The 12328-nt window shown below is 61.4% G+C and carries 17 protein-coding genes; 12 read left to right on the top strand and 5 right to left on the bottom strand.

Annotated elements, in window-relative coordinates:
- Positions 1-33: 33 nt before the first annotated feature.
- Positions 34-495 carry a transcriptional regulator AsnC gene (asnC, locus tag ACTG2G_RS09660; protein WP_005339783.1) on the top strand — a complete coding sequence of 154 codons (462 nt, stop codon included), beginning with the start codon at positions 34-36 and terminating at the stop codon, positions 493-495.
- A gap of 8 nt (positions 496-503) precedes the next feature.
- Here asnC and ACTG2G_RS09655 read toward each other — a convergent pair whose 3' ends face one another.
- On the bottom strand, positions 504-1268 hold the full coding sequence (locus ACTG2G_RS09655) for a substrate-binding periplasmic protein (protein WP_421386811.1): 765 nt from the start codon (positions 1266-1268) through the stop codon (positions 504-506).
- A gap of 87 nt (positions 1269-1355) precedes the next feature.
- Here ACTG2G_RS09655 and ACTG2G_RS09650 point away from each other — a divergent pair, with 87 nt between their 5' ends.
- Positions 1356-1892 (top strand): DUF2301 domain-containing membrane protein, encoded by a 537-nt coding sequence (locus ACTG2G_RS09650; RefSeq protein WP_005357578.1) that lies wholly within the window; start codon positions 1356-1358, stop codon positions 1890-1892.
- On the opposite strand, the gene ACTG2G_RS09645 is transcribed toward ACTG2G_RS09650, so the two are convergent.
- Complete coding sequence (locus ACTG2G_RS09645) at positions 1889-2293, bottom strand: CBS domain-containing protein (protein WP_021231463.1); 405 nt, start codon at positions 2291-2293, stop codon at positions 1889-1891. The two genes, ACTG2G_RS09650 and ACTG2G_RS09645, sit on opposite strands and share 4 nt — an antisense overlap.
- A 162-nt stretch (positions 2294-2455) precedes the next feature.
- On the opposite strand from ACTG2G_RS09645, the gene ACTG2G_RS09640 reads away from it, so the two are divergent.
- Positions 2456-3160 (top strand): SDR family oxidoreductase, encoded by a 705-nt coding sequence (locus tag ACTG2G_RS09640; protein WP_266135208.1) that lies wholly within the window; start codon positions 2456-2458, stop codon positions 3158-3160.
- Here ACTG2G_RS09640 and ACTG2G_RS09635 read toward each other — a convergent pair.
- Positions 3086-3661 (bottom strand): 2-amino-4-hydroxy-6-hydroxymethyldihydropteridine diphosphokinase, encoded by a 576-nt coding sequence (locus tag ACTG2G_RS09635; protein WP_421386814.1) that lies wholly within the window; start codon positions 3659-3661, stop codon positions 3086-3088. The two genes, ACTG2G_RS09640 and ACTG2G_RS09635, sit on opposite strands and share 75 nt — an antisense overlap.
- 124 nt (positions 3662-3785) lie before the next feature.
- Between ACTG2G_RS09635 and cydH the strand changes: the two genes are divergently transcribed.
- From cydH to ACTG2G_RS09615, 4 genes are all read left to right on the top strand, one after another.
- A complete protein-coding gene (cydH, locus tag ACTG2G_RS09630) occupies positions 3786-3878 on the top strand; it encodes a cytochrome bd-I oxidase subunit CydH (protein WP_005339800.1) in 93 nt (30 codons plus the stop codon).
- Positions 3879-3981: 103 nt separating this feature from the next.
- Positions 3982-5382: a sensor histidine kinase gene (locus ACTG2G_RS09625; RefSeq protein ID WP_042657344.1), complete on the top strand. Its 1401-nt coding sequence runs from the start codon at positions 3982-3984 to the stop codon at positions 5380-5382.
- Complete coding sequence (locus tag ACTG2G_RS09620; protein WP_409010897.1) at positions 5379-5906, top strand: hypothetical protein; 528 nt, start codon at positions 5379-5381, stop codon at positions 5904-5906. The genes ACTG2G_RS09625 and ACTG2G_RS09620 overlap by 4 nt, the downstream gene beginning before the upstream one ends.
- Complete coding sequence (locus tag ACTG2G_RS09615) at positions 5903-7183, top strand: sigma 54-interacting transcriptional regulator (protein WP_005339807.1); 1281 nt, start codon at positions 5903-5905, stop codon at positions 7181-7183. Before ACTG2G_RS09620 ends, ACTG2G_RS09615 begins: the two co-directional genes overlap by 4 nt.
- A 1-nt stretch (position 7184) precedes the next feature.
- On the opposite strand, the gene ACTG2G_RS09610 is transcribed toward ACTG2G_RS09615, so the two are convergent.
- Positions 7185-7667, bottom strand: a complete 483-nt coding sequence (locus tag ACTG2G_RS09610) for a DUF1097 domain-containing protein (protein ID WP_005339809.1) — start codon at positions 7665-7667, stop codon at positions 7185-7187.
- A 368-nt stretch (positions 7668-8035) separates the two neighbouring features.
- Here ACTG2G_RS09610 and msrP point away from each other — a divergent pair, with 368 nt between their 5' ends.
- Both msrP and msrQ read left to right on the top strand, forming a co-directional pair.
- A complete protein-coding gene (msrP, locus tag ACTG2G_RS09605) occupies positions 8036-9037 on the top strand; it encodes a protein-methionine-sulfoxide reductase catalytic subunit MsrP (RefSeq protein WP_107683261.1) in 1002 nt (333 codons plus the stop codon).
- Positions 9028-9654: a protein-methionine-sulfoxide reductase heme-binding subunit MsrQ gene (gene msrQ, locus ACTG2G_RS09600; RefSeq protein ID WP_439985391.1), complete on the top strand. Its 627-nt coding sequence runs from the start codon at positions 9028-9030 to the stop codon at positions 9652-9654. Before msrP ends, msrQ begins: the two co-directional genes overlap by 10 nt.
- Here msrQ and ACTG2G_RS09595 read toward each other — a convergent pair.
- Positions 9651-9899, bottom strand: a complete 249-nt coding sequence (locus tag ACTG2G_RS09595) for a PepSY domain-containing protein (protein WP_128834747.1) — start codon at positions 9897-9899, stop codon at positions 9651-9653. The two genes, msrQ and ACTG2G_RS09595, sit on opposite strands and share 4 nt — an antisense overlap.
- Positions 9900-9962: 63 nt before the next feature.
- Between ACTG2G_RS09595 and ACTG2G_RS09590 the strand changes: the two genes are divergently transcribed.
- Genes ACTG2G_RS09590 through ACTG2G_RS09580 form a run of 3 tightly spaced genes read left to right on the top strand, consistent with a single transcriptional unit; the run spans position 9963 to position 12325 of the window.
- Positions 9963-10301, top strand: a complete 339-nt coding sequence (locus ACTG2G_RS09590) for a PepSY domain-containing protein (protein ID WP_005339825.1) — start codon at positions 9963-9965, stop codon at positions 10299-10301.
- Positions 10302-10322: 21 nt separating this feature from the next.
- The gene (locus ACTG2G_RS09585; protein WP_005339826.1) at positions 10323-10979 is read left to right on the top strand and encodes a response regulator transcription factor; all 657 of its coding nucleotides are present in this window, start codon (positions 10323-10325) and stop codon (positions 10977-10979) included.
- Positions 10976-12325: a sensor histidine kinase gene (locus ACTG2G_RS09580; protein ID WP_439985390.1), complete on the top strand. Its 1350-nt coding sequence runs from the start codon at positions 10976-10978 to the stop codon at positions 12323-12325. Before ACTG2G_RS09585 ends, ACTG2G_RS09580 begins: the two co-directional genes overlap by 4 nt.
- Positions 12326-12328 lie beyond the last annotated feature (3 nt).

Raw genomic sequence — 12328 nt, 5'->3', positions numbered from 1 at the left:
TTAATGAGGTATCGTTAGCGGGAGTGCAAAAAAATGCCGGAAAATTACCGGATCGATAATCTCGATCAGGCCATCCTCACCGCTCTGATGGAGAATGCGCGGATCCCTTACGCCGAACTGGCGAAACAACTGGCGGTCAGCCCGGGCACCATCCATGTGCGGGTGGAGAAGATGAAACAGGCGGGGATCATCGAGGGGACACGGGTGCAGGTTAACCCCAAGAAGCTGGGTTACGACGTCTGCTGCTTTATCGGGATCAATCTGAAGAGTGCCAAGGATTACCCCTCGGCGCTGGCCAAGCTGCAGGCGCTGGACGAAGTGGTGGAGGCCTACTACACCACGGGCCACTACAGCATCTTCATGAAGGTGATGACCCGCTCCATCGACGAGCTGCAGATAGTGCTGATCAACAAGATCCAGACCATCGACGAGATCCAGTCCACTGAAACTCTGATTTCGCTGCAAAACCCTATCCTGCGGGATGTGAAACCCTGACCCCTTGATCAGGGTTCGATATAGGGGATGGCGTACTTGTCGTAGAGGGCCTTGAGGCTGCCGTTTCGCTTCATGCGCAGCAGTTCGGCATCGTAGGCCGCCATCAGGGCCGGGGTCTGTGCATCCGCTCGTGCGCGGGCCCAGGTGTTGAAGTAGGGGCTGCTCTTGAGCGGTTTGGGCAGGTAATCGACCTTGCCTGTCAGCCCCTCCTCCTTGATCTGGGTGAAGGCGGTGACCAGCGGCATGGGCACGGTATCGATCCGTCCGGCCAGCAGTTTGCGCAGTTGCAGCTGGTTCATGGTGATCTCCTGGAACTGATAGGTCGGGTCGGTCATGGCCGCTGCCAGTTCAGGGGTGTAGGAGAAATCCTTGGTCACGCCGATGCGCCAGGGTTTGAGGTCGGCCAGCGTTTCGTAGCGGATCTTCATCAGGTCCGCCTTGCGCACGAAGAAGTGCCAGCTGTGGCGAAGATGGGCCTGTTGGGGATAGATGAGATAACTCTCCCGCTCTGCCTTGTAGGAGTGGGTCATCACCAGATCGCAGGCGCCGGTTTCGGCATTGCGGGTGAGGCGGGCACCGGAGTCGGCCAGCTCGACCCGAAAGGGCGTCTCCAGCTTGTCGAATATGGCGGTGACTATATCGATATCGAGCCCATGGGGTTTCTGATCGGCATCGAGATACTTGAGCGGGGGCTCCATGGTGCCGCAGATCACCAGCTCCTTGGCGGGCAATCCGAGTGGAAACAGCAACCAAAACAGGGGGATCACACGCAAACTACGTCTCCTGAGCCCGTTTGAAGATATTCCAAGACCTGATTCCAGTATATTGGATGGCACCTGATCCGTTAGAAGCGACTGTTTATGGCAAATCCTGAAATCGAGAGCCCGCTGGACGGGATCGACAAGTTGACCGTCTCGCTCTACCGCCTTGGCTTGAGTGCGGCTGCCCTGTTGCTGCTTTGCCGCGGTGCGGCGCTGCTGAGCGGGATGGCATTGCTTCCGTCGGCACAATGGTTGATGTCTCTGGCAGTGGCAAGCGCAATCTGCGGCTTCTCGCTGCATATCTACGACAAGCGGATTCGCCTGATTCTGCAGGGATTTGGGTGGGGCGCGTTGGCCCTGGCTGCGGTGGGGGCGCCGGATGCGCTGGTGCTGGGGGCTGCGTTGGCGACCCTCTCCGGGCTGGCGTTCAAGGAGCAGTTTTGTTTCGCCATTCCCGGCATCAAGCTGGTGCCCGTATTGCTGCCGGCGTTATGGCTGCTGGAGTGGTTGCGGGTGGAGTGGGCCGCCGCACTGGTGGCGCTGGTCTGCGGGGCCCTGTTGACCTTGCTGGCGCTGGCCAAGTGGCGGATGCCCCTGCACTTCGATATCGGTGACAAGGGGCGTTACCAGATTTAGGTCTGCTGGCACACCTTCATCTGCTGGTTGAGGGCCTGCATCACCTGACGGCGGCTGATGATGCCGATCACCTTGCCCTGTTGCAGCACCGGGTAGATCTTGGGCTTGGCATCGGCCATCTGGCGAGCCAGATCCAGAATGCTCTCATCCGGCCCGACCGAGAGGGGCGAGCGGTTCATCAGATCCTCCACCCGGGTGCGGGTATCGCAGTGGTAGCTGCCGGTGAGCAGGCTGGGGATGCAATCTTGTTCGGAAAGAAAGCCGATCAGCCGTTTCTGCTCATCCAGCACTGGCAGGCCGCCAAGACCCGATTGATGCAGGCGATCCAGCGCCTCGGCCAGGCCGAGTCCGGCAGTGAGGGTGTGGGTCAGGCGACCCATGTGGTGGTGTACTTTCAGCATGGTGGTGACTCCGCAAGAGGGGGATGCCGCCACTATGACGCGGGCGGGTAGCTCGCGACCAATGGCTTGTGCCGCAGGGATTGATAGGCACCAGCCATCGGCGGTGATCCGCTGGCAGGCGGGCTTCGTTCATGCAAGACCATGAAAGGGAAAGGAGATCGTATGCGTGCATTGGTTACGGGCTGCGGCCGTCGACTCGGATTTTATCTCTGTGAACAGCTGGTGGCAGCGGGTTGGCAGGTGACGGGCAGTTATCGCAGAGAGCGGCCGGAGCTGGCCACGTTGGCTGCATTGGGGGTCGAACTGGTGCCGGCGGATTTTGGCCGGGAAGATGACGTTGGCAAGCTGATCGATGTGCTGGCTGCCCATCAGGATCTGGCGCTAGTGATCCACAACGCTTCGGCCTTCGAGCCGCAGGCAACTGATCCGGCGGCGCAACTGGCCCAGTTCGAGCAGTTCTACCGGGTGCACATGGCGGCCCCCTTCCAGCTAAACCGGGCGCTGGCCCCCCGACTGGCCAGCAATCCCAACGCCAGCATCATTCACATCACCGATATCTATATCCATGCCCCGGCCCCCCGTTTTGCCAGCTATGTGGCCACCAAGGCAGGGGCCCATTCGCTGGCCATGAGCTTTGCCCGGGAGCTGGCGCCAGCGGTTCGGGTCAACACCATAGAGCCGGGCCCCATTCTGTTTCTCGACGAGCATGACGAGGCGTGGCGCCAGCAGGTGTTGGCGAAAACGCCGCTGGCGCGGGAGGGGGGACTGGAGCCCATCTGGCAGGCGGTGCAGTTACTGATGGGGAACAGTTATATGACGGGGGCCAGCATCAAGGTAGATGGCGGGCGCGCGCTGGCCACTCTCTGAAGATTTGCCAAGCACCAGCGGCTCCAGCCCGACCTGCCGGGTCAGCAAGCCTTTGCCGGGTTTAAGCTTGCCCGACGGGGCGGGGAGCGTCACTTGCAGCGCCACCTTGGGGTCATGCACCTCGCCATGGCCGTAGAACTCGGCCAGCAGCTCCGCCAGATAGGAATCGACCTCTGCCGAGGCAAAGTCACCGCTCCTGTTGCTGGCCAGAATATCGATGTCGAGCGGCCGGTCGTGCACCTTGCAGAGCGGATCGCTGCGATCCCGGCCGTGAGCCACCTCGAGGGCGACAAAGTGCTGCTTGAGGCGGGCGGCATCGAGCGGGCTCTCCACTACCAGCAGGCAGTTGAGAAAGTCGTGGCTGGAGTGCATTCCCACCGGCTTGGTGCGGATCACCGAACTCAGCCGCAGGGGGCCGACGTTCGCAAGCAGCTCGGCCAGCACCCGGCTGACATGGATATGCGGGTCAATATTGGAACCAATGCTACACAGATAGAACATGCTCACCTTCCCGGGGTTGGGCTCATCTGAAATGTATACGCAGCTCACGGTTATCGGATTAACTATGGCTTAACATTGTCTTATCTATTGTGATCCGGCACTGATTGGCAGAAAGGAGGTTTGCATGAGTGTGGAGCTGAAATGGGCGCTGTTGACCGCCTCGGGCGCGCTGGCGATGATCATGATTATCTGTCTGGCCTCTGTCGCGTTGGCGTGAATCACCACAATCCAGATAATACAAACCGGCCTGTTGGCCGGTTTTGTTTTTTGGGGCGGTGCGGCTATGCTGGCGCACCGGTGAGAATGCAAGAGAAGAGATGATGACCAAGGTTCGCCCACGCTCCCTGCTGCAGGTAGTATTGATGGGATTTGTGCTGGTGTTGATGCCGCTGGGCGGCATGATCTGGCACAACAGCACCTCCCTTGCCCACCTCAGTCAGCTCACCAGCGACGAGATGGAGCGGGCGGTCAAGGATACCCGCCGCGCCACCCTGCTGACGGCGCAAGCCATCGATATCGAACGTACCTTGCGCCGCTTCGCGGTGCTGGGGGATCGCCGCAGTCTCACCAGCTACCAGCAGCAACTCGATGGTTATCGGGTGTTGCTGGCGGAACACCGCAACTCCATCACCGACGGCCAGCTCTACAGCGGGCTCGATCAGGGGCTGGCCTGGCTCGATAGCCTGCAGGATGCCGCGCTGGCCCGGGCGGCGGTAGCGGGGGACAAGCTCGAGCAGTTCAACGATGCCAACAAGCAGCTCGAAATAGTCACCCGCAGCCGGGTTGACGAACACATGGATCGGGTGCAGCTCACCATCGCCGGACTGACCAGCGAGCTCTGGTGGGTGAGCGGAGCGGTGGCGGCGCTCAGCCTGCTGATGGTCTTTATCTTCACCTACCTCATCATCCACCCGGTACGACAGATTGAGTCGCGCATCTTGAGTCTGGGGGCCGGGGTCGAACCCGATCCCAAGCCGGTTGACGGCCCTGCCGAGCTGGTATTGCTGGGGGAGCGGATCGTCTGGCTGCACGACAAACTCAAGGAGCTGGAGCTGCAGAAATACCAGTTCCTGCGTCATGTTTCTCACGAGCTCAAGACCCCGCTGGCGGTGCTGCGGGAGGGGACGGACCTGCTCTGCGAGCAGCTGGTCGGGCCTTTGACGCCGGATCAGCTGGAGATCTGCCAGATGCTCGACGAGAACAGTCGGCGTTTGCAGACCCTGATCGAGCGGCTGCTCGACTTCAATCGACTCAGTCAGCAGGAGGCCTTCGAACTGGAGCCCGTCCCCCTGCTGCCGATGTTGTCGGAACTTTCTGCAGAGTACCGGCTGGCATTGGAGTCCAAGCAGATCCGTGTACACTTGCCGACCGTGCCGGTTACCCTGTGGGCGGAGCCCTACCGGCTACGGCTGATCCTCGATAACCTCTTCTCCAACGCCGTCAGTTACGGCGCCAGCGGGGGCAATATCTGGATCAGGGCAGGGCAGAATGAACAGATAAGCTGGCTGGAAGTGGCCAACGAGGGGCCCAAGATCCCCGTGGCCGATCAGCAACGCATTTTTGAACCCTTCGAGCAGGGCAGCACAGTGCGGCAAGGTCTCTTGAAAGGCTCGGGCATGGGCCTCTCCATCGCCCGCGAGTCTGCCAACAGCCTGGGGGGGGAACTGGTTCTGGTAGAGGATGAACAGGCGGATGTCTGTTTCAGGTTGACGTTGAAATGAGGACTATGAAGATACAACGCGTATTTCCAGCTCTGATGGCAGGGCTGCTCGCGGGTTGCTCCTTGCTGCCGCAACAGGCACAGCGGGAGTCCTCCGATATCGCTTTTGCCAAGCGGATGGAGTTTGCCAACAAGGAGATGCAGGTGCGTCTGCAATACTCCGACTGGCTGCTGGCCAGTCACCCCCAGCAACGGGTGCAGGAGCGTCAGCGTCTGAAAGGGGCTGACGATCTGGAGAGTCGGGTCAGTCTGGCCATGGTGGACTCCCACCCCGCCGAATCGGTGGCCAATCGCACCGCCGGTCTGGCGCGCCTGAAGCAGATGCTGCCCGAACTGGGTCTCGATGCGCAGGCCTTTTTACGTAGCTGGATCGCCCTCGGCGAGCAGCTGCTGGCCCGCGACAGCCGTCGCGAGGACCAGAGTCAGGAGATCCAGCGGCTGCGCCGCCAGATCGAGCAGCTGACCGCTATCGACGACCAGCTCAACCAGCGCAAGCTGAACGAGAATCGTGAGGTAATACCATGAGCCGGATCCTGTTGGTGGATGACGACGTCAGCTTGCTCAAACTGATGAGTATGCGGCTGCGCAGTCAGGGTTATGAAGTGGATACCGCCGACAGTGCGGAAGGGGCCCTCGACCGGTTGCGTCAGCAACGGGCCGATCTGGTGCTGAGCGATCTGCGGATGGCTGGCATGGACGGTCTGGCGCTGTTCGAGCGGATCCAGGCCCAGTGGCTGGGGTTGCCGGTGATCATCATGACCGCCCACGGCACCATCCCGGATGCCATTCAGGCGACCCGATCCGGCGTATTCAGCTTCCTGACCAAACCCATCAACAAGGATGAGCTGTTCGCCACCATCGAACATGCGCTGAGTCTGACCCGGCCGAAACAGCAGCAGGAGTGGCAGTCGCTGATCCTGACCCGCAATCCCCAGCTGGAACAGCTGCTGATCCAGGCCCATAGCATTGCCACCATGGAGGTGCCGGTGCTGATCATGGGGCCGTCAGGCTCCGGCAAGGGTGCGATGGCGCAGGCGCTGCACCAGGCCAGCCAGCGGCGCGACAAGCCGCTCCATACCATCAACTGTGCCGCCATTCCGTGGGCGTCACTCGACCTGCAGCTGTTTGGTGAAGATGGCCAGTCAGGGCTGTTCGAGCAGGCCAAGGGGGCGACCCTGTTTCTCGACGAGATTGGCAGCCTCTCCGAATCCCTGCAGGCCAAGCTGCTGCAGGTGATGGAGGAGTATGGTCAGGGCACGCCGGAGGTGCGGGTGCTCAGCTCCAGCCATCAGGATCTGGTCAAGGCGATGGAGGAAGGGCGCTTTCGGGAAGATCTCTTCTACCGTCTCAACGTTGCCAATATCACCTTGCCGTCTCTCAGTGCCCGCAGCGAGGATATCCCCCTGCTGGCCCGACAGGCGCTCGATGATTACCGTAGCCGCCACAGCGACTGCGCCGCCATGGGTTTTTCGCCCGAGTCGCTGGCGATGCTGGCGGCCGCTGCCTGGCCCGGCAACGTGCGCCAGCTCTGCAACGTGGTGGAGCAGCTCGCCAGCCTCTGTTGCAGCCCGGTGATCGGAGTATCCATGGTGGAGTCCGCCCTGAGCGGCGGTGGCGGCGGCATCCCCTCGTTCAACGAGGCGCGGGCCGAATTCGAGAAGGAGTATCTGATCCGTTTGCTGCGCACCACCGAGGGCAACGTGACCCTGGCGGCCAACATGGCGGGAAGAAACCGTACCGATTTCTACAAGTTATTGAATCGGCACGGTATTGAAGCAGCAAACTTCAAATCGAAGGGATAAATCAGGCGGGATCAACCACAGCCGGAGCGGCGTCAGCTTTCTGGGTTTTATGGGAGAGCCAGAGGCCGCTCGCCTTCATCAGGTAACCGAACAAGGCGCCAATGATGAGGGAGGGCAGGATCAGCCGCCACTCGCCAGCCGCCCCGAAGGTGGCACAGCAACCGGCAAAGGTGCCGGGAATGTAGCCGAGCCACTGCTGCTTGGCCTGTACGCACATCAGGGTGGCGACCACCCCCGTCATCACATAACCCGCCACACCCGCTCCCCACAGACTGTCGCCATGGATCAGCAGCAGTGCCCACAGCATGCCGCTGGTGTTGCAGAAGATGGTCTGCAGCAGCGCCTTGTAGCCACCGCTTGACGCGAAATAGCTGGTGCAGCCGAGAAAGCCGACCCAGGAGATAAGGCCGAACGCGACGGCAATCCAGCCCCAGACGGCGGAGAGAATTCCAGTGGTGATGGCGATGGCGATCAGTGGGCTCATGGGGCGACTCTTCAGTTGGCTTCGCAAAATGGGCAGCCTACCCCCGGCAATCGGGGCGGCAAGCGGGGGCGGAATTGTGTGTGATCTTCATCACCCTTTTCAACTCAGGAATACGCTTGCGCTCGCGAAAAAAATTCATTGGTGACCGGCCTGACAGTCGGCCATAGTTAGAGGCCCTGTCCTGCTCATGGAGTGAGTCTGATGGCGCCAAATGTGATCGTTCCCCTGCTGGTGTTCGTAGTCCTGTTTCTGGTCGGCACCATGGCCAAGGCACTGCCCCTGCACCACATGATGTAAATTTGTGTGAAATAAAAATCTGCCGGGGCGGGTCTTATCCATACCGCCTCACTCAGCCCCGGGAGTTTTTCATGTTGATCAAGCGTCGTACCGCCCACCCCCTCACCGAACAGGATGTCACCCCGGAAGCCGTTTATCAGGACCGCCGCCTTATTCTCAAAGGGCTGGGTCTGGGCGCAGCCACCCTGGCGTTTCCCACTCAGGCCGGTGTACTCGATCTGCTGCGCGGTAAAGAGGATGCTCCCCAGTTAGCCACCAAACCGCTCAACAGCAAGCCTGCCGAGCGCCCGACCAATCTGGTGCTGACACCGGAAGAGAAGGCCACCAGTTACAACAACTTCTATGAGCTGGGCACCGACAAGTCCGACCCGGCTCGCAACGGTCATTACCTCAAGCCCGAACCCTGGACCCTCAAGGTGGAGGGGGAGGTGGCCAAGCCCTTTACCCTCGATGTGTGGGACCTCATCAACAAGAGCGAGCTGGAGGAGCGGATCTACCGACTGCGCTGTGTCGAAGCCTGGTCCATGGTGCTGCCCTGGAATGGCATCTCGCTGGCGGAGATCATCCGCCGTGCCGAGCCCACCAGTCGCGCCAAGTTTGTTGCCTTCGAAACCCTGTTTGATCCGAAACAGCTGCCGGGGCAGGCCTCCAGTCTGGGGGGTGGCATCGAGTATCCCTATGTGGAGGGGTTGCGTATCGACGAGGCGATGCACCCTCTCTCTTTCCTTGCGATGGGGCTCTACGGCAAGACCCTGCCCGCCCAGAATGGCGCGCCGATCCGGTTGGTGGTGCCGTGGAAGTACGGCTTCAAGAGCATCAAGAGCATCGTCTCGATCCGGCTGGTGGAGGAGATGCCGCCGACCACCTGGAACCTGCTGGCGCCCAACGAATATGGCTTCTACGCCAACGTCAACCCGCAGGTGGATCACCCGCGCTGGAGTCAGGCCAGCGAGCGCTTTATTGGCGAGGGCGGAGTGTTTGGCGCCAAGCGTCAGCCGACCCTGATGTTCAACGGCTATGGTGACGAAGTTGCCTCGCTCTATCAGGGGATGGATCTGCGCCAATGGTACTGAGATTGAAACCGGCCCATATCCGCGGCTTGCGGGCGCTGGTGCATCTGTGCTCCCTCGGCTTCCTGCTCTGGCTGGTTTTTGCCATCCCGGCAGGCCTGCTGGGGGGGGATCCGGTGCCCGAGCTTATCCACTACCTCGGCAAGGGAGCGCTCAATCTGCTGCTGCTCACCCTGCTGGTCTCGCCGCTGGCCAAGCGTTGGCGGCAGGGGCAGCTCATCAAGCTGCGCCGCCCCCTCGGGCTCTGGTGTTTTGTCTGGGCGCTGCTCCACTTCATGGCGTGGCTGGGGCTGGATCTGCAGTTTGACTGGGGTCTGATTGGCGGCGAGCTGGTCAAGCGCAGCTATATCGTGGTGGGGATGGTGGCATTGCTGCTGCTGGCCGCCCTCAGCATCACTTCGCTGCCCGCATTGCAGCGCCGCATGGGCGCCGCATGGCAGAAGCTGCACAACTGGGTCTATGCCATCGCCCTGCTGGTGCCGGTGCACTATTGGTGGTCGCTCAAGAGCGGTTGGGGTGAGCCCCTCATCTACCTGCTGCTGGCCTGCGCCCTGCTCTGGCCGAGGCGGGAGAAACTGCTGCGCCCCATGCGGGGACGCTGGAATGCAAAAGAGGCCTAATCGGCCTCTTGTTGTTTGATCTCGCCAGTGTAGGCATCGACGATGAGATGCACCTTCTGATCCCGGCGATTGAGGGTTTTGACCTCGAATTTGTCCCCTTCCAGCTCCACTTCCCGAATGTCGTGATACCCTTGCGCCAGCAGGAGTTTGACCAGCCCGGCCATGTCGAGACGGCTCTGGGCCGCCCAGCTTGTGGCACTCAACAGGCAAAGGATCAGCAGGAAACTGCGCGGGATCATATTCATTCCGGATTCATGGCTGGCAGACTATAAACGCCATTATGTTAGGTTTTTGGAGATGAATCATCCATGAATAGAGCGCTCCCTCTGCTTGGGTTATTGCTGCCGTTGCTGGCACAGGCGGTCACGCCTGATGAAGCCATGCTGCAGCAAGCTGTCCATGAGGGACGGGTTCGGCCCTTCCATGAAATGATGGAGGTGGCGGCCAGATTGCCGGTGCGGGTGTTGCGGGTGGATCTGGGGGAAGAGGATGGTATCTGGCTCTATGAACTGCGAGTCATCGATCGGGAAAACAGCGTGATCAAGGTAGCCTATCGGGCCGACAACCTTGAGCTGGTGTGGGCCAAGGGCCACCATCTGGAGCGGTTGTTCGAACCGCCAAAGCCCCCGGTCGAGGATGATGAATAACCCCTGTGTGGAAGCCTGTTCATGCGAATTCTGATTGTTGAAGACGAAAAAATTCTGGCTGGTCAGCTGGCCGAACAGCTGCGCCTCTCCGGCTTTGTCACCGACCTCTGCCACGATGGCAACGAGGCCGGTTTTCTCGGCGAGACCGAACCATACGATGCCATCATTCTCGACCTCGGCCTGCCGGGGCGCGATGGCCTGAGCGTGCTGAAAGAGTGGCGCAGCAAGGGGATCGATACCCCTGTGCTGGTGCTGACCGCCCGTGGTCAGCTGCACGAGAAGATCGAAGGGCTCAACGCCGGTGCCGATGACTACCTGACCAAGCCGTTCCAGGTGGCCGAGCTGGTGGCGCGGGTCCATGCGCTGGTGCGCCGGGCGGCAGGCAACGCCAGCTCCATTCTGGAGATTGGCGGGGTGCGGCTTGACATGGCGGCGTCGCAGGTGTGGTACGAAGGGACTCCCATCAAGCTGACTGCCCACGAGTTCCGGGTGCTCGGTTACCTGATGCAGCACAGGGGCAAGGTGGTATCACGCAGCGAGCTGATCGACCACATCTACGCTCAGGATTTTGACCGCGACTCCAATACCGTGGAGGTGTTCATCGGCCGGATCCGCAAGAAAACCAACCCCGATCTGATTGAGACAGTGCGCGGCCTCGGGTACCGGATCAACGAATGAGGCTGGTCAGAACCCTGCGGGGGCGACTGGTCGCCATCGCGCTGGTCTGGTGCGGGCTGTTTCTGTTCGCCACCGGTTTCAGCCTGCAGACCATGATGCGCAACTACTGGCAGGAGGCGGAGGCCGACGGTCTGCGCCTGCAGCTCTATGATCTGCTCTCCCGGCTGGAAGTGGCCAAAACCGGCCTGCCGGTGGTCACCGGCTCCCTCTCCGACCCCCGCTTCAATCAACCCTACTCCGGCTACTACTGGCAGCTGGAGCTGGGCCGCGATGTGGTGGGGCGCTCCCGTTCCCTGTGGGATACCAACCTGAAGAGCGATGGCCTCAAGTCCGCCTTTGGCGATCCCGACCTCTTCGTCGGCAAGGGGCCCAACAAGGAGCCGCTGCTGATCATGACCCGCACCGTGCTGCTGCCCGGTTCGGATCGGGTGTTCACTCTGGTGATGGCCAAGGACAGCAGCGCCCTGACCCAAACCCTCAACAAGACTCGGATCAGCCTGTTCCTCGGCCTCGGCTTTGCCGCCGCCGGTCTGGTACTCGGCTTCATGTTCCAGATCGTCTACGGCTTGCGGCCGCTGCACTTGCTGCGCCGCGAACTGGGGCGGGTTCACGAGGGTCATCAGGAGGGGTTCCGGTTGCGCTATCCGCTGGAGATCCAGCCGCTGGTTGAGGATATCAACCGGCTGCTGCACCACTACGGCGAGCTGCTGCAGCGGGCGCGATCCCACACCGGCAATCTGGCCCACGCCCTCAAGACGCCGCTCAGCATCATGCGCAATCAGGTGGCCCAGTTGCCGCCGGAGGATCAGACCGCCATCGGCGAGCAGCTCGACCAGATCCAGCGCCATATCGACTACCACCTCGGCAAGGCACGGGTGACCGGTGCTGCCAAGATCCTCGGGGTCTCGACCCCGGTGCGGGCGCGGGTGGAGTACATCTGCCGCGCCTTCTCCCGCCTCTATCCGGGCAAAACGGTGGATCTGCAGGTGCCCGCCAATCTGGCGGTCGGGGTGGAAGAGCAGGATTTCGACGAGATGGTGGGCAACCTGCTGGAGAACGCCTTCAAGTGGTCCGCCAGCGAGCTGCGCATCTCCAGCGCCGAGCTGGGAGGCTGGATCACCTTGCGCATCGAGGATGACGGCCCCGGTATGAGCGAGGATCAGATCGCCAAGGCGGTACTGCGCGGGGTGCGGCTCGACGAGAAGGTGCCGGGCTCGGGCCTGGGTCTCAACATCGTCTCCGGTCTGGCGGAAGCCTATCGGGGCAGTTTCATCATGGGCCGCGCCGAACTGGGCGGTCTGGCCGCCTCCCTCTCGTTGCCCAAGGTGGCAAGAGTCGAGAGCTAGGCA

It is taken from the genome of Aeromonas sp. 55A, assembly GCF_051919665.1.
GTDB classification, from domain to species: Bacteria; Pseudomonadota; Gammaproteobacteria; order Enterobacterales; family Aeromonadaceae; genus Aeromonas; species Aeromonas veronii.
This window is presented reverse-complemented; position numbering and strand designations above follow the sequence as displayed.